Raw genomic sequence first — 16436 nt, forward strand, 5'->3', positions numbered from 1 at the left:
GTCTGGATCTGCGTACGGCTCGTCAGATCAGCAATAGGACGGTCAATGGCCAACGTGGGAGTGTTGTGATCCTCCGTAGCAATAGTCAAATCGGGGCGGCGCAGCGGACGGCCAGCCAACCGCAAACCCTCAAAGGCCTGCGGGGAGCTGACCTCGTGGACCAAGTGAAGATCAATGTAAAGAAGATCAGGCTGAGCAGCATCGCCCACGCCTTCACCCTGACGGACAACATGATCACGCCACACTTTTTCGGCCAGCGTCTTCGCCATGACCTTCCTTTCATTGCACTTGGTATGTATATATTTCCTACTGCAGAAAACACCACCAGTAACAACTGGCGTTATCGCAGAACCCTCTCCTACGCTCCATCGTGTGCCATGAACAACTGATTCAGCACAGAGAAGTGTCAGCTATTTGGGTTCCAGTGCCCCGATACGTTGTTGTCACCGTTTAATTGTTCTCGGGCCAACGGGCCGCGGCCAGGTCGTTCCGGGTGCCCCCACGAGAGACGAAGGATGCTGACGGACGGCCAGTAAGTTCAGCGATTCGGTCCGAGACCTTCATATATTTCTCAAGGTCAATCCCCGTTGCTATCCCCAGCCCATCACACAAGTGGATCAGGTCCTCTAAAGCCGCGTTGCCCAAGACTGCAGGATCTCCGGGGAACCACATGTCCCCTCCCAACCCGCCGAAGGATCCTTCTAGCCAGCTGGCTCCAGCCATCATGGATGCAAGAGCGTTGGCCGGAGCGAAGCCGTTGCGGTTGTGAAGGTGCACTCCCACATCCAACTCGGGATAGTCCTGGCACACTTGCGCAACGCCGTCGTAGATTTCACCGGGATGTTCTTCACCCGAAGTGGCAGCGAGGTAGACACCGCTGGCGCCTGCCTCAATGGCAGCCTCCACCACGCGAAGCCGCTCTTCCTTGCTGACAGGCCCGCGAGCTGGCGCAAAGAACGCACACGCGACGGCAACAACCAGACGTGTGCCGACCGACTGCGTCAATTCACCAATTTTGGCAAGGTCCGCCAAGACTTCATCTACATTCATACCTTGGTTGCGTATGCTGACTTCGGTGTCCGCTGAGACCACCACGACAAGCTCATCCAATCCGCAGTCCGCTGCACGCTGTGCGCCACGGAGATTGGGAGCTAAACCCCTATAAACAACGCCGGGGAGTCGCGGCACGGCCGCCATGACTTCACTGGCATCTGCTAGTTGCGGCAAAACCCTCGGATGGGCAAAAGAGACGGCCTCTATCTCCCGAACTCCAGCATCGATCAACATATGAACCAGTTCTACTTTGTCCCCGGTGGGCACTGGCTCAACAACCGATTGCAGGCCGTCACGCAGGCCGACTTCAACGAGTCGAATAGAAGATGGCAGTTGTGGAAGACTCATGCAAGACCCCTAGTTCGCAGTGCTGACAAGTCAGAATCCGAGATCCCTAGCTCGGAGAGGACCTCTTGAGTATGTTGTCCCAGTGCGGGGCCGGGCCACCGTACGGTGCCTGTAGTACGGCTCAGCTTTGGGAAGACGTTTTGCATTGAGACAGGTCCCAGGACAGGGTGGTCTACTGAAATGATGGACTCACGGGCCAAATACTGTGGATCACTGAGCATATCCACAGGCCGGAATATCTTTCCTGCAGGGACTCCATGCTTCTCCAACAAAGCTTCTAGGTCTTCTGCCATCTGCGTGGAAGTAAACTCACCGATTATCCCGTCCAGTTCCTCTTGACGTTCTCCGCGGGCACCGTGTGTTGCATAGCGCGCATCGGAGGCCAGCTCGGGCTGATTGATGGCAACAGCCAATCGGCCGAACACTGTGTCTTGATTGGCGGCGATCAGCACCCATTTCCCGTCTTTAGTGGGGTATACGTTGCTAGGAGCGACGTTGGGGAGAATAGCGCCGGTACGTTCACGCTGGTATCCGGATACTTGCCATTCCGGCACAAGTGATTCCATCACGCCTAGGACTGCCTCATAAATTGAAGAATCCACCACCTGACCATGCCCGCTGGTCTCACGTTCATGGACAGCCGCCAACGCCCCTATGGTTGCGAACAATGCCGCGAGAGTATCACCAATTGAGATGCCAACACGTGATGGTGGCATGGACGGATCACCCACCACATACCTGAGGCCACCCATAGCCTCGCCTATCGCACCATACCCTGCTCGTTGGGAGTAGGGCCCGTCCTGGCCAAACCCGGAAACCCTCACCATAATGAGTTTCGGATTCAGTTCCTTCAGATCGGAGTAGCCCATACCCCACCGCTCCATGGTCCCTGGACGGAAGTTCTCGATAAGAACATCGGCCGTAGAGAGCAACTTTCGAGCTATATCCTGCGCCTCGGGCTCGCGCAGATTTAGGGTAACGGAACGTTTGTTGCGTCCCACAATCGACCACCAGAGCGACTGCCCCTCAGGTAGCTGCCGGCCCCATTGCCGAAGCGGATCGCCTTTGGTGGGGTCCTCAATTTTGACGACATCCGCTCCTAAATCGCCTAGCATCTGGCCACAGAAGGGCCCTGCAAGCAACTGGCCCATCTCAATAACTCGCAGGCCCGACAGGGGTCCTGAACCGGATTTAACTTCAATGTTGGCGGTCATAGCAGCCCTCCTGGGAAACGGCTTTGGCGATTGCGAAGTTGTTCAACTGTTGAATACGAACAGTGAAGATGTATACAACTTTGCAGAATTACCGCTGGGAGTCAAGAAAATTCTGAATATTTCCACAAAATCGTATGCAATCTAGTTGACAGCAGGCCGGTATGACTTTAGCCTGAATCTGAGTTAATGTGATCTGCATTACAGCATCTAACAGTGCGGGCACTCACTAAGTACCGGATCCAAGGAAGTGGCCCGTTACGGGCAGCCCTGGATGATACAAAAAATCTTTTTTACTTTACGGCCCAGCTCAGCGGCGCACCAGCGCGAGACATAGAGCAGAGACAGATATTGAGGAGAACTGATGGCATTTCGACTAGGTGTAGATGTTGGCGGCACCTTCACGGACATTTTGCTGATCAACGAAGAGACCGGGGAAACTCACCGATTCAAAACCGCCTCCACGCCCGAGGACCAGTCCATCGGCGTGCTCCACGGCATTGAACAGGTCTGTTCAGCTGCCAACATCGGGCTCTCAGAAGTGTACGAAGTCCTCCACGGCACAACTGTAGCCACCAACGCCATTCTTGAAAAAAAGGGTGCCCGCGTTGGCTTGGTAACAACTAAGGGCTTCCGCCAGGTCCTGCAGATCGCCCGATCGTTCGTTCCCGGGGGGCTGGCAGGATGGATCATTTGGCCCAAACCTGAACCACTCGCAGACCTTGAAGACACCGTTGAAGTCATTGAACGGGTGACCACCAACGGCGAAGTGCTCACGCCTTTAGACGAAGAAGACGTTAGGACCCAGCTCCGCAAGCTAAAGAAAAAAGGCATCGAGGCCCTAAGTATCAGCCTGATCAACTCCTACGCCTATGGGCACCATGAGTCCCGTATTGCCCAGATCGCCGCCGAAGAACTCCCCGGGATCCCCGTGTCCCAATCCTCAGTAGTTCTTCCCGAACTTCGCGAGTATGAACGCACTATCACCACAGTCGCTAACGCTTATGTTCAGGGTCAAGTATCCCGTTATGTTGGCAATCTCGAGAGCAAGCTGGGCGAAGCGGGGATCAACGCTCAATTATCAATCCTGCGCAGCGACGGCGGACTGGTTTCGGGCAAGGTGGCCGCGAACAACCCAGTGTCCTTATTGCTTTCCGGACCAGCAGGAGGGGTTACCGGTGCCGTGTGGGCTGCCGAACAAGCGGGGTTCTCTAACTTGCTGACTTTTGACATGGGAGGTACGTCCACTGACGTGGCACTTGTGCAAAACTTGACACCGCGCATAGGCCGCGAGACCACCGTTGGTGACCTGACAGTACGTGCCACCTCAGTAGACGTTCGAACCGTTGGAGCCGGTGGAGGTTCGATCGCTCATGTACCCCCGCTAACTCAGGCCCTGCGCGTGGGTCCTCAATCAGCAGGTGCATCCCCGGGACCCGCCTCATACAGCCGCGGCGGGGTGGACCCCACCGTCACCGACGCGAATGTTGTCCTGGGCTACCTTCTGCCCCAACTAGCCGGCGGAGAAATAGGTCTAGACGTTGAGGCGGCCGGAACTGCTGTGAAGACCATCTCCGAAGCCATCGGAATGGACGGGGTAGAAAGCGCTGCCGAGGGCATCATCCACATCGTCAATGAAAACATCTACGGCGCACTGAAGCTCGTATCAACTCAACAAGGATTTGATCCACGAGATTTCGCTTTGGTGGCTTTCGGAGGGGCCGGGCCATTGCACGCCAACGCCCTTGGAAAACTGACCGGAGCCTGGCCGGTCATCATCCCGCCGTCGCCGGGTGTCCTGTGCGCCTACGGGGACGCGACCACTAGTCTGCGTGACGAATCTGCCCGCACCTTGGTCCAGCGCTTTAGCGAACTCAGCGACGAGCTGGTCTACGATATTTTGAAAGACCTCGAAGCTAATGCCCGCGAATCGCTTCTTGCAGCCGGTCTCGATGAGAAGGACCTGACAGTCGCCTATTCGGCGGACATGCGGTACCACGGTCAAGGATTCGAAATCCCCATCACGGTAGATCTGAGCACTTTCCGCAACGGGAATGGCCTAACCCATCTTCGTTCCCAGTTCAACACCGAGCACGAAAGACTGTTCGCCTTTTTGCTGGACAATGAGCACGAATTTGTGACCGCCCGAGCTACAGTCAGCGGGCCCCGGCCCGAAGTAGCGTCAGTGACCCTCGAGGCTAGCGGTTCCGATCCCTACCTTGCAGAACTCAGCAAGCACACAATCTTCGTAGATGGGAGCAACCTCCCAGCCGTTATTTATGACCGAGGTCTGCTCAAGGCAGGGAACGTGGTTCCAGGACCCGCCGTCATTACCGAAATGGACTCCACAACGCTGGTTCTCCCGGGTCACACCGCAACCGTTCACCCGCACGGCAGCCTCCTGATCCGCCCCATTGAAGACCCTGAAACGACAAAGGACTGACTCCATGGCAACGCTAATTGAAACCGCCACACAACCCCTCAATGCAGTGGACGTGGACATTGTAACCCTTGACCTGATCGAAAATGCGCTCCGCAGCGCCCGCTACGAAATGGATGAGACTCTGTTTCGCACCGCACTGAGCCCGGGAATTCGGGAACAACATGATGAGTTCCCATTGATCGCCGATCCTGCCGGAAAAATGATTGTAGGGCAGTTCGGCTTGTCCATTCCGGACTTCTTAGAGAACTTCAAGGGGACCATCGAAGAAGGGGATGTGCTGATGACCTCGGACCCCTACTCATGTGGAGCTGCGATCAGCCATGCCAACGACTGGCTCGTGGTCATGCCCATCTTCTATGAAGGGCGGATCGTCGGGTGGGCATCCCAATTTGGCCATATGACAGACGTTGGCGGCAAGACTCCGGCGTCCATGCCAACGGACGCACGCACCATCTTCGAAGAAGGCGTTATTATTCCTCCTTTCAAGCTCTACAAGAAGGGGGAACGCGACGAGACCTCATTGGGGATCATTTTGAACCAGGTCCGCAAACCTGACTGGAACCGGGCTGATCTCAATGGGATTGTGGCGGCGTGCCGAACTGCTTCGCGGCGGGTACAGGAGATGTGCGCACGTTTTGGTGTAGATAGCTACACTTCTGCACTAAATGCCCTGCTAGACCGCAACTACCGAGCAATGAAGGTCCTGCTTGCGCTGGTGTTCAAGGAAGGGGAAACTCTTTCTTTCACCGACTATATTGATGATGATGGCCGCGGGTACGGTCCGTACGAGCTCACCATGGCAATCACCCGCACCGGAGACAAGGTGCTGATTGACCTCACCGGTAGCAGCCCCCAAGCCCAGGGCCCCATCAACTATTACATCAATGAAAATCTCATCCGTATGTTCTTTGGCATCTACATGATCACCGTGGCGGACCCACAAATTCTCTGGAATGACGGTTTTTATCCGTTAGTGGATGTTGAGATCCCAGACAATTCATTCTGGAAGCCCCAATACCCGGCTGCCCTCAACGGAAGAAACCATGGAATCGGCCGCCTCTTCGATCTTTTCGGAGGATTGCTGGGCCAAGCTAACCCAGATCTACTAAACGCCGCCGGCTTCTCTTCTTCACCTCACTTCATGTACTCCGGCAACTACAGTGGTGGCGAGCGCAAAGGTGAATGGTTCCAGCTCTATTCCATCGGCTTCGGTGGCATACCTGGACGGCCCATGGGCGATGGCCCCGACGGTCATTCGTTGTGGCCTTCCTTTGTCAACATTCCCTGCGAATATCTTGAGTCTTATTACCCGCTGGTGGTGGACTGCTGGGAGACAATCGCAGACTCCGGCGGCGCAGGATTACACCGCGGCGGAAACGGCGTTGACGTGGCCTACCGGTTCCTGGAACCTGGCACCATCGCTATCCACGACGACCGCTGGCTGACGTATCCATGGGGAGTTAAGGGTGGCGAGCCTGGCGACCGTGGCAAAAAATGGATCGACAGGGCAGACGGTACCAAGGAGATATTGCCCAGCAAAGTGCACGATGTGTCCGTTGGCAAAAACGATGTCCTACACTTCGTGACGTGGGGCGGAGGTGGCTGGGGAGATCCTTTGGAGCGGGATCCTGAGCTAGTGTGCAAAGAGGTGCGGCGCGGACTGGTAACGGCCGACGGCGCTCGGCGCAACGGTGTGGTGTGCAGTGAAGAGGGGGAACTCGACTCTGTTGCAACGCAGGAACTGCGTACACAACTCCGATCAACCCGTTCTGAACCGTTGCCTCTGTTCAATAGGGGTGGGGACATGGAATCATTACTGGCTAACTGTCTGGCAGAAACTGGACTGCCAGCACCGATCCCACCATTGGCAGTGTGATGGAAGTGACGGAGAACTTCAGCGATGGCTTCAATGGGACTCTGGTGCCTGGACGAAGCCCTGCCATGATCTCGATCGATCTAATGCGCGCTTACTTCGATCCAGAAAGCTCCTTATGTCTGCCCTCAACAGACTGTTTGAGCGTAGTGGCGTCAGTTATCGCAGCAGCCCGACAAAGCGCAGTGCCTGTGATTCACACGATCGTTCGTTACAGTCCTGATGCCTTGGATGGCGGCATGTTTGTCAAGAAGATCCCTGCCTTGAGAAGCCTCATCGGGGAGACAAGAAATGGGCTGCTCATGCCCGAGGTCGGGGCCTTGCCTGAAGAAACTGTGATCACCAAGCAATATGCGAGCGCCTTTTTCGGAACAAGCCTCAGTTCCATGCTTCAAGCTCGGGGCGTGGACACCCTCATCATTGTGGGCACCAGCACCAGCGGCTGCATCAGAGCAACGGCTGTGGATGCCATTCAACATGGTTTCGTTCCTATAGTGGTCCGTGACGGTGTGGTGGATCGCAACGAGACTGTGCACAACGCTTCACTGTACGACCTTCAAGCCAAATATGCTGAAGTGATGGACAGTGAAGCAACCATCGCCTATATCAAAAGCGTTCAGACTCCTTAGCGGGGCCTAGACGGCTTGAACTGTGCGGTGCTGTCAGCGCTGAACATAACCTGACAGCACCAGCGCAGTACAAGCGCTGAGGCCCAGTTGTCACCTTAATATTGCATACAACCACAATTTCCGGTAACGTCCCCGACGGCATCCTTGCCTTTCTGTGACTAGAACCAATCGCCAAGTATTGAGGTGCAACCGTCATGAACACCGATTCCACTCCACCGGATAACGACTTCGGGCAGAACGCCGACGAGAGCGCTTACGCTCAGCTGCGCTCCATGCTTGCTTCGGGTATTTTGCAGCCAGGGGCTTGGCTGCGGGAAAAAACCCTGGCAGAGCGCATCGGAGTCAGCCGGACACCTATTCGCGAGGCGCTTAACAGGTTGGCAGCGGAAGGCCTGGTCGAAATCAGCCGCAACAAGGGAGCACAGGTTGTCTCCTTCACTGCCGGGGACATCGCAGACCTTTATGACGTTCGCGCTGGGTTTGAACCCCATGCCGCCCTTCTCTCAGTGCCCCGTCTCACAGAGGAGGACGTTGAGCGACTGGGGCTGCTGGCACAACAAATGGAAGACGCCGTGCAGGCTGGCCGGCACAGTGAGCTGAGCGCTCTCAATGGTGCATTTCATGGCATATTCGTAGAACAGTGTGGAAACAGACACCTTTCTATTGCTCTGCGGGCAATTCTCCGGCCAACAATGGTGGCACACACCTTCATGAGCTACACCCCTGAGGAACTCAAGCGAAGCATGCAACACCATGCCGAACTCGTCGCAGCTGCAAAAGCCCGCGACGGGGAATGGGCCGAAGCTGTTATGCGAGTTCACATTCTGGCCGCCAAGAACGCCGTAGTCACCGCGAACTCCAACCCTTAGATTTTTCTGTCTCCACACGCAGGCAGCATCATGGAGTCCCGCAGGCGAAGCAACTCCATCACTCCATCACTCCATGGTGCAGAGAATCGCACCCATGGCTACTGGCAGGTACGTGACTATGACCCGGCGGCGGAACTGTGAATCGATCCGGAAATTGCGCTCAGCGGCGCTCCAGTACCACCCCACTGTTTAGCTATTATCTCTGCAACGATCGAGACAGCCGTTTCTTGTGGCGTACGGGACCCCAGGCTAAGGCCAATTGGACTACTCAGTCGCGCGAGTTCCTCCGCGTGTAGGCCCGCCTGCACTAACCGTTCCATACGGTCCTCATGGGTACGCCTTGACCCCATGGCCCCCACATAAGCCAGCGTCGGAATACGAAGAGCAATCTCCAACAAGGGGACATCAAACTTGGGGTCGTGGGTCAGGACGCAGATCACAGTGCGTCCGTCCAGCTGGCCAGCCTCTAGCTGGTGGCTCAAGTACCTGTGCGGCCAGTCCACGATCACTTCGTCCGCGCCCGGAAACCGGGCAGCCGTGGCGAAGATGCTACGTGCATCACAGACCGTCACATGGTAACCCAGGAGCGATCCTTGGCTCGCCACAGCCGCGGCAAAGTCAATGGCGCCGAAGATGAGCATTCGCGGTCGCGGGGCATAGCTGGCCACAAAGACTTCCATTCCCTCACCCCGTCGTTGTCCTTGAGGGCCATAGCCTAAAGTTGTAGTGCGGCCCGCGGCCAACAGTCCACGCGCGTCCTCGGCGACGGCGTGATCGGCGAGTGGGTGACCAAGAGAACCGTCGATATCATCAGGGCGCACCACCATCCGTCGGCCCACCCAGCCATCCGACGGGTGCTTAATGACTGTAGCTACGGCGACCGGCCTTCCTGCACCGATGTCAGCCCAGACCTCCTCCAACCGGGGAAACGTTGCCGGGCTTACAGGTTCAATAAAGATATCTAGGATGCCGCCACATGTAAGCCCCACAGAGAACGCGTCGTCGTCGCTCACCCCGTAGCGTTGCAGGACCGCAGTGCCGGTGTGCTCCATTTCTCTGGCCAACTCATACACCGCACCTTCCACGCAGCCGCCGGATACCGATCCCACAGCTCGTCCGTCGCCAGTAACGAGCATGGAAGCCCCAGCGGGACGCGGAGCGGATTGGAACGTTCTGACCACTGTTGCCAACCCTGTGGTGTTCCCGAGTTCCCACTCCGTTTTAAGCTCGGCCAGTACATCACGCATCTAAAAGCACCTCCCATAACTCTTTAGAACTCCACCGAAGGTGGTGTGAACGTTCACGGCCACTGTGTAAAAAATCAAGCACTAACGCAGACTCGTTACATTTACCGCATGCTCACGGTTCGAAACCGTGGTCAGAACAACCTTGCCTGTGCTCTGTCTACTCTCCAGAAAACGATGCGCTGCTGGAGCTTGGTCCAGGGGGAAGGAACGAGAAATTTGGACATCAATGACCTTGTTCGCAATAGAATCCATGACCTTACCGCTCAGATGTTCCAAGTCACTGCGGTTGGAAATGAAGTGCCTTAGGTTTGGCCGGGTCACATACAGCGACCCGGCGGTGTTAAGCCGGCCCAGATCCAGAGGCGGGACAGGGCCGGAGGCCTGCCCGTACAGTACAAGGAGTCCGTGTGGCTTCAATGAAGCCAACGATGCGTCAAACGTTGTCGCTCCGACACCGTCGTAGACCACGTCAACACCCACACCACCGGTCAAATCGCGGACCAACGTAGGTAGTTGCTGTGTTATATCGGCAAGCAAGTCGTAGCGAATGACATGCTCGGCACCTGCCGCGTGCGCCAGTGACTTCTTGTGGTCGCTGGATACCGTCCCAATGACGCGCGCGCCTCGTGCGGCAGCCAGCTGGGTCAGCATCAACCCAACTCCACCCGCTGCGGCATGCACCAATAGGGTGTGGTCTCTGGAAACTGCAAAAGTTGAGTCGGTCAGAAACTGAGCTGTCATACCTTGGAGAAGGCCGGCTGCCGCTGTCACGCTGTCGACTGAGCTTTCCACGAGTATCGCCGCTGCCACAGGAACAACGAGCATCTCGGCGTAAGAACCCGGCACCCACACCCAAGCAACGCGGGTACCGAGCTCGAAATCCCTCACGCCGTCGCCAAGCTCAATGACAACTCCCGCACCTTCAAGGCCGGGAACATGGGGATAGTCCACCGGGTAGGCGCCGGAGCGTCGGTAAATATCAATGAAATTGACACCCGCGGCTTCTACTTGCACTAAAATTTCTCCGGCACCGGGGACAGGGCGCAATGACTCCCTAACCACCATGTCATCGGCGTTACCAGGGTTTTCTATGACAACGGTTCGCATTGCTTCCATTCTGCCGGGGTGGCTACCAATGACTCCCCTAGCGTGGCCGGGGTGGATGATTTGCTCTATTCACTCACTCGTTTACGGTTGCAGGTGCGGGTGGCCGCAGCAGCGGTCTGTACCGACCGAACTATTCCGTGATATCCAGTGCAGCGGCACAAGTTGCCATCAATAGCGTGTCTAATATCGGCTTCACTGGGGTCAGCGTTTTCGCCTAGCAGTTCCTCGGTACAAAAAAGCATCCCAGGAAGGCAATACCCGCACTGGAAACCGAACTCGTTCCAGAATGCGCTCTGGATGGGAGAGAGCTCTTCCCCTTCTCCGGCGAAGCCTTCGATGGTACGAATCTCACTGCCGTCGGCACTGACCGCTAGAGAAAGGCACGATTTAACCACCTCTCCGTCAACAGTCACAGTGCAGGCACCGCAATCACCAGTGCGGCAGCCTACGTTAGTTCCGGTCAATTCCAGATCCTCACGCAAGAAGTCGACCAACGCCAGGCGTGGGTCAACCTCAACCTGGTGCCTAACACCGTTGACAACCACATTTACGGGAAGGTTTTGCTGTGGGTTGGTCATGATTTTTCTCCATTTTTAGCTGCGGCAATTTCTCGTACGGCACGTTGTGTCATGACTCCTGCAATATGACGCCGGGTATCAGCGGTGGCGAACACGTCACTCCAAGGCTGGCGCATTGCAGCATGTACCCGCTGGAGGACTTCGTCCTCGCTCTCCTGCCCGTCTAGGTCCACCGCAAACGGAATGGCTCCAGCACCGCCCACGATTACTCGCCGCGCCACGCCGTCCTCGGATGCAATGCAACCGATAGTGACTATTGGCCAGCTTCCTTGGGCAGTTTTAAACTTTGCGTAGGAAAAAAGGTTTTCGTCGTTGGTGGAGGGGATACTGATTGACTCTAATATTTCATCAGGTTCTAAGAGCGTTACGTTTGCATCGAGAAAGAAATCCGCGGCTTCGACAATTCTGGTGGAGCTATGGGCGCGAAGATGCAAGGAGGCCTTCATTGTCACCAACGCCCCAGGGATGTCCGAGGCAGGGTTCGCGTAGCAAGCTGAACCACCAATGGTTCCACGGTTGCGGATCTGTGAGCCTCCAGTGATTCCAGCTACAACCTTTTTCAGAAAATTCGGGGTGTGTTTAGAATGCGCCAGCTGAGTGTACGTTGTAGCGGGACCAATCACAACAGCATCTGCTTCTGCGCTTACACCGGCGAGTCCAGCTAATTTCAAATCGATGACCAGCTTGGGTCTGCGCAGATGATGACTCATTTCAGGCACTACCCACGTACCACCGCTGATAATGGCTGTTTCTTCTCCCTCCATCTGCGCGAGTTCAGCGGCAGCCTCCTCCGCGGATCGAGGACATGAATACTTGAATCGGTGTGCAATCATGCTTGTTTCCCCGTTTCCCGAGTGATGATGGCGTGAAGAACATTCTGTGGATTGAGCGGCATCTGACGGATCGTGACCCCCAGCGGCGCCAGGGCGTCATGCACTGCGTTCGTTACCGCAGCTTGCGCCCCGCCAACACCAGCCTCCCCTGCCCCCTTGGTGCCTAGCGCTGTGTATGGACTGGGGGTCACCTGATGCACCGACTCAAACATGGGTACGTCGCTTGCTCGGGGCATGAGGTAAGTCTTGAACCGATTGGTGGAGAGGTGACCTGTCGCTGGGTCATGAATCGAGTGCTCCATCAAAGCAGCACCGATTCCCATGGCGGTGGCACCCTCCATTTGACCTTCCACAAAACGCGGGTTGATGATAGTCCCGGCGTCATGAACGGTTCCGAAACGACGGACCTTTACGTGGCCGGTGTCCGCGTCCACCTCCACTACCGCAACATGCACGGCATTGGAATAGGTCGGGTAGATGTTTATTTTGCCCTCTGCGTCAGGAGTATGTTGAATGTTCTCAGGCTGGTAAACACGCGTTGACTCAAGGGGTGGCTCCACTCCGGTAGCAGTGGCGAAAGCCAAAGTGTAGACCGTGTAGGCGATTTCTGAGATCTTGATTGCTTTGTCCGGATTGCTGAGACTTCTGGCCCAGCCTGCCCGTAGATCGATGTCACTCTCATCGGTTTCGAGCAATCGAGACGCAATTATCAAAAGCTTCGCGCGGATATCCTTGGCTGCCAAATAGGCGGCGTTCCCTCCGGTCACCATACTTCGCCCGCTATAGTTGCCGAACCCATAGGGCGTCAGCAGAGTATCGCCTTGAATGATCCTCGCATCGGATATCTCAATGCCAACTTGGTCCGAGACTATCTGGAGGATGGAGGTGTCGTTTCCGCCACCGGGAGTGGTCACACCCGTCAGGACGGTGACTTTTCCAGAGGGGTCCATCTTCACCGTGGAAGTGTCGAATCCGCCCACTAGAGTTCCAGGAATGTCACCCGACTCCGGAGTCAGCTCGAAGGCAAAGCCAATGCCGAGATAGCGATTGTCTTTGCGCAGCTCTTCCTGTTCTGCACGCAGAGCCGGCAACCCAATCATCTCCACTGCCTTGTCTAAGGCCGCGTGGTAGTCGCCGGAATCTATGTTCAGACCTCCAGCGGTCTTGTACGGGAACTCATGGGACTCGATGAGGTTGACGCGGCGGACTTCCAACGGATCCATCCCAAGATCGCGAGCCACCAGATCGATGATGCGTTCCATGACCAAGGCAGTTGCTTCTTTGCCATATCCCCGTGCGGCATTCCAGGGACTCTTATTACTGGCTACCACCGTAGCCAGTACATCGGTGGCGGCGATCTTGTAGCCAGTGGGGAAGGCCAATCCGCTCAGGAAAACCATTCCCCAACCGGGAGGGGCACCCAAAGCACCCACATTGGCAACAAAATGGTCCTTGAGCGCGGTTATTTTACCGGCAGAAGTGAAGGAAACTTTGAACCGGTGCATCTGCTCGCGAGCACCAACCAGCATCGTCTCGGTTCTATCCTCTATCCATTTGACCGGCTTACCGCTGAGCTTGCTGAGAATGCAGGTCAATGGTTCCTCGGGATGCCCGTGCATCTTCAAACCGAAAGCACCACCCACTGTTGGTGCAATCACCCGCACGTCATTCTCCGAAACACGCAGCGTGTGTGAGAGAACCCAGCGGAGCGGATGGGGGTTCTGGCAGGCACCATAGAAGGTGTAGCTTGATTCTCGTGAGTCATAAACAGCGACGTACCCGCGCGGCTCAATCGGTTGAGTGGAGTATCGCTGGATTTTGAGTTCATCCTCCAGAATGTGCTCTGCCTGGGCGAATACGGCTTCCGTATCTCCGCTAATGAACGGAATGCTGATGATCTTGTTGTCATCCCAATGCTCGTAAATCCGTGGCGCATCAGGTTGCAGTGACTCCTCGCCATCGATGACAAAGGGGAGAATCTCATACTCAACGTCCACCAACTCCACAGCTGCCTCGGCATCCTGGCGGGTTCTCGCCACGATCGCAGCTACCGGCTCACCCACATACACAACTTTGTCTACCGCTAAGCACCGCACATCTGTGGTCTTACCGCCAAAAGCTTCAGGATCAATAAAATGAGGAATCGGGTCAGTATGTTTTGCTGCTTCCGCTCCGGAGAGGACAAAGATGACCCCCTCGGCCACACTAGCCTTGCTCAGGTCCACCGACTTGATCCGGGCATGCGGATGGGGGCTGCGTACGATCCCGGCAAAGTGCATTCCCGGGATTCTGATGTCGTCGATATACACCATTTCACCGCGGAGGAATTTCTCTCCATTGTGTTTGCGTTCGGAGGTCCCAACATAGTTGGCGGACTGGGTAGGGGCTATGGTCTGGGTCACATGTTGTATGCAACCAGAAGCTGTGTTGGTCTGTCAATAGCCAATTGAAGGGCATTATGGTGACTACTGCATACAATTTCAGTTTTTTCCAAGAAAAGGATCCCATCATGGCCAATACCAATCCACCCCCTGCCATTGCTCGCATTAGATACGAGGACTTGGGCGCCGTTGCTCACATCGAGCTCAACCGACCCAACGAGGCCAACGCGATTGATCAAGCAACGGCTCAAGAGTTGGAACTGGCAATCGAGAAGGCCTCCAACAATGACGACGCACGCGTCATCTTGATCACTGGCGCAGGGGCACGCTTTTGTGCCGGCGGAGATTTGCACTCCGTGCTCGCTGCAGACGAGCAAGCAGATTATCTACAAGAGCTCGCACAAACACTAGATAGTGCTCTGAGAAAGCTAACTCAGGGGGATAAGCCTGTAGTCGCCGCCGTGCAAGGTGCCGTGGCAGGGGCTGGAATAGCTCTTATGCTCAGTTGCGATTTGGTGATTGCAGATCCATCCACCAAATTCGCGCTGGCCTACTCAGGGGTTGGCCTGACACCGGACTGTGGCACATCGTATCTCCTACCGCGAGCCATCGGACAACAGAGGGCCCTAGCGATGGCGCTCATGAATAGGGCCGTGACTGCAGAGGAAGCTCTCGCTTGGGGTTTGATCACTGAAGTTGCAGAAGACTCTCCCTCGAAGGAACGCGCCCTGGACCTAGCTCGGAACCTTGCAGCTGGGCCGCAGTTCGCGCTGGGGCAAACTCGCCGGCTCATCCGCGGCGGCTGGGAATCCACTCGGGCGCAGGTAGGTGCCGAAGAAGCTCGTACGATCGCTCGAGCAGTCACTACCCCCGAATCGGTGAAGCTGTTGCAGAAGTTCGCCACACACAGAAAAACTCGCTAAATAAAACATTATTGTATGCAATCTAATTGACTCGACCAAGAAGGTTCGATAGATTCGCAGTAGAAATGCAATCTTTAGCGCGAGTGTATGGACTAAAGTGCCAAATTTTCCTTTCCTCAGATTGCTAAGCTTCGTTCACTATGTGTCAGATAGTATACAATCATCGAAAATTTGATCCCAACGGAAGGAACCCCCATGACGGATGTACTTGGATGGCGAGGAGTATTCGGAGTGCTTGCTCCCTCCACGAATACGGTCGTTGAGCCCGACTATTACCGCATGGCAGTTCCGGGCGTGACGGCGCACGTTGGTCGGATCCACATCAGGGACCAAGAAATAACCAGCGATTCAGCCTTTGAGGCGTTGCTGGAGCAGATTCGAGGAGAGATTGACCACGCCTGCTCCCGTGTGCTGACCGCAGAACCCGACTACCTTGTGATGGGGATGAGTGCAGAAACTTTCTGGGGAGGGGTCGAGGGAAACATAAAATTCACCAAGGAAATCGAGTCATTTTCTGGACTGCGCGTGGCCACCGGCGCAGATGCGTGCCGAAAGGCACTGGAATTGTTCGGTGCCAAAAAAATCGGTGTCATTTCCCCTTATCAAGAGGTGGGGGACAAAAACGTGGTGCGCTTCTTCGAAGAAATTGGGCATCCCGTTGCCAACATCAAGGGGCTGCGCTGTCCAACAGCTGTCTCGATTGCGCGGGTACCCAAAGAAACCCTGCGCGAAGCCATTTATGAGGTTGATGACGATAGTGTGGATGCCATCGTCCAAGTGGGAACAAACCTCTCGGCGGTCGGCTTGGCCGACGAAATGGAACAGACTTTGGGCAAGCCGGTGATCTCAATCAATGCCGCAACCTGGTGGCTGGCGCTCCGGGAGAACGGGATCACCGACCAGCTATCCGGACATGGTGCGCTTCTTCGTGAACACTAGGC

The 16436-nt window shown here is 55.9% G+C and carries 14 protein-coding genes; 6 read left to right on the forward strand and 8 right to left on the reverse strand.

The window, feature by feature from the left end:
* The 3 genes from CVS29_RS16545 to CVS29_RS16555 all read right to left on the reverse strand — a co-directional run.
* Positions 1-269 (reverse strand): aconitase family protein (locus tag CVS29_RS16545; protein WP_245932303.1); only part of this gene is annotated, 269 nt, incomplete at its 3' end.
* 181 nt (positions 270-450) lie between these two features.
* Positions 451-1401 carry a hydroxymethylglutaryl-CoA lyase gene (locus CVS29_RS16550; protein WP_110107531.1) on the reverse strand — a complete coding sequence of 317 codons (951 nt, stop codon included), beginning with the start codon at positions 1399-1401 and terminating at the stop codon, positions 451-453.
* Entirely contained in the window at positions 1398-2615 is a 1218-nt protein-coding gene (locus CVS29_RS16555; RefSeq protein ID WP_110107533.1) for a CaiB/BaiF CoA transferase family protein, read from the reverse strand. Before CVS29_RS16555 ends, CVS29_RS16550 begins: the two co-directional genes overlap by 4 nt.
* A gap of 361 nt (positions 2616-2976) precedes the next feature.
* Here CVS29_RS16555 and CVS29_RS16560 point away from each other — a divergent pair, with 361 nt between their 5' ends.
* From CVS29_RS16560 to CVS29_RS16575, 4 genes are all read left to right on the forward strand, one after another.
* Complete coding sequence (locus CVS29_RS16560) at positions 2977-5055, forward strand: hydantoinase/oxoprolinase family protein (protein ID WP_110107535.1); 2079 nt, start codon at positions 2977-2979, stop codon at positions 5053-5055.
* Between the two features lie 4 nt (positions 5056-5059).
* Positions 5060-6931: a hydantoinase B/oxoprolinase family protein gene (locus tag CVS29_RS16565; RefSeq protein ID WP_110107537.1), complete on the forward strand. Its 1872-nt coding sequence runs from the start codon at positions 5060-5062 to the stop codon at positions 6929-6931.
* Positions 6931-7557, forward strand: a complete 627-nt coding sequence (locus CVS29_RS16570) for an isochorismatase family protein (RefSeq protein ID WP_110107539.1) — start codon at positions 6931-6933, stop codon at positions 7555-7557. The genes CVS29_RS16565 and CVS29_RS16570 overlap by 1 nt, the downstream gene beginning before the upstream one ends.
* A 194-nt stretch (positions 7558-7751) precedes the next feature.
* On the forward strand, positions 7752-8426 hold the full coding sequence (locus CVS29_RS16575) for a GntR family transcriptional regulator (RefSeq protein ID WP_110107541.1): 675 nt from the start codon (positions 7752-7754) through the stop codon (positions 8424-8426).
* A gap of 116 nt (positions 8427-8542) precedes the next feature.
* Here the strand turns inward: CVS29_RS16575 and CVS29_RS16580 are convergent, their stop codons facing one another.
* The 5 genes from CVS29_RS16580 to CVS29_RS16600 form a co-directional block, all read right to left on the reverse strand.
* Positions 8543-9673, reverse strand: coding sequence for an XdhC family protein (locus tag CVS29_RS16580; protein WP_110107543.1), 1131 nt, complete (start codon positions 9671-9673; stop codon positions 8543-8545).
* Between the two features lie 81 nt (positions 9674-9754).
* Complete coding sequence (locus CVS29_RS16585) at positions 9755-10780, reverse strand: quinone oxidoreductase family protein (RefSeq protein WP_110107545.1); 1026 nt, start codon at positions 10778-10780, stop codon at positions 9755-9757.
* Between the two features lie 65 nt (positions 10781-10845).
* Positions 10846-11358, reverse strand: a complete 513-nt coding sequence (locus CVS29_RS16590) for a (2Fe-2S)-binding protein (protein ID WP_110107547.1) — start codon at positions 11356-11358, stop codon at positions 10846-10848.
* A complete protein-coding gene (locus CVS29_RS16595) occupies positions 11355-12191 on the reverse strand; it encodes an FAD binding domain-containing protein (RefSeq protein WP_110107549.1) in 837 nt (278 codons plus the stop codon). Before CVS29_RS16595 ends, CVS29_RS16590 begins: the two co-directional genes overlap by 4 nt.
* Complete coding sequence (locus CVS29_RS16600) at positions 12188-14593, reverse strand: xanthine dehydrogenase family protein molybdopterin-binding subunit (protein WP_110107551.1); 2406 nt, start codon at positions 14591-14593, stop codon at positions 12188-12190. Before CVS29_RS16600 ends, CVS29_RS16595 begins: the two co-directional genes overlap by 4 nt.
* A gap of 107 nt (positions 14594-14700) precedes the next feature.
* Between CVS29_RS16600 and CVS29_RS16605 the strand changes: the two genes are divergently transcribed.
* On the forward strand, positions 14701-15495 hold the full coding sequence (locus CVS29_RS16605) for an enoyl-CoA hydratase/isomerase family protein (RefSeq protein ID WP_110107619.1): 795 nt from the start codon (positions 14701-14703) through the stop codon (positions 15493-15495).
* Positions 15496-15690: 195 nt separating this feature from the next.
* Positions 15691-16434, forward strand: a complete 744-nt coding sequence (locus CVS29_RS16610; protein WP_110107553.1) for a maleate cis-trans isomerase family protein — start codon at positions 15691-15693, stop codon at positions 16432-16434.
* The last annotated feature ends 2 nt before the right edge of the window (positions 16435-16436 follow it).

It is taken from the genome of Arthrobacter psychrochitiniphilus (assembly GCF_003185915.1).
Lineage (GTDB): Bacteria > Actinomycetota > Actinomycetes > Actinomycetales > Micrococcaceae > Specibacter > Specibacter psychrochitiniphilus.

Excerpts from the sequence above, each read along its gene's own strand:
- CVS29_RS16550 (WP_110107531.1), bottom strand. The coding sequence starts at position 1,401 with ATGAGTCTTCCACAACTGCCATCTTCTATTCGACTCGTTGAAGTCGGC.
- CVS29_RS16555 (WP_110107533.1), bottom strand. The coding sequence starts at position 2,615 with ATGACCGCCAACATTGAAGTTAAATCCGGTTCAGGACCCCTGTCGGGC.
- CVS29_RS16560 (WP_110107535.1), top strand. The coding sequence starts at position 2,977 with ATGGCATTTCGACTAGGTGTAGATGTTGGCGGCACCTTCACGGACATT.
- CVS29_RS16565 (WP_110107537.1), top strand. The coding sequence starts at position 5,060 with ATGGCAACGCTAATTGAAACCGCCACACAACCCCTCAATGCAGTGGAC.
- CVS29_RS16570 (WP_110107539.1), top strand. The coding sequence starts at position 6,931 with ATGGAAGTGACGGAGAACTTCAGCGATGGCTTCAATGGGACTCTGGTG.
- CVS29_RS16575 (WP_110107541.1), top strand. The coding sequence starts at position 7,752 with ATGAACACCGATTCCACTCCACCGGATAACGACTTCGGGCAGAACGCC.
- CVS29_RS16580 (WP_110107543.1), bottom strand. The coding sequence starts at position 9,673 with ATGCGTGATGTACTGGCCGAGCTTAAAACGGAGTGGGAACTCGGGAAC.
- CVS29_RS16585 (WP_110107545.1), bottom strand. The coding sequence starts at position 10,780 with ATGCGAACCGTTGTCATAGAAAACCCTGGTAACGCCGATGACATGGTG.
- CVS29_RS16590 (WP_110107547.1), bottom strand. The coding sequence starts at position 11,358 with ATGACCAACCCACAGCAAAACCTTCCCGTAAATGTGGTTGTCAACGGT.
- CVS29_RS16595 (WP_110107549.1), bottom strand. The coding sequence starts at position 12,191 with ATGATTGCACACCGATTCAAGTATTCATGTCCTCGATCCGCGGAGGAG.
- CVS29_RS16605 (WP_110107619.1), top strand. The coding sequence starts at position 14,701 with ATGGCCAATACCAATCCACCCCCTGCCATTGCTCGCATTAGATACGAG.
- CVS29_RS16610 (WP_110107553.1), top strand. The coding sequence starts at position 15,691 with ATGACGGATGTACTTGGATGGCGAGGAGTATTCGGAGTGCTTGCTCCC.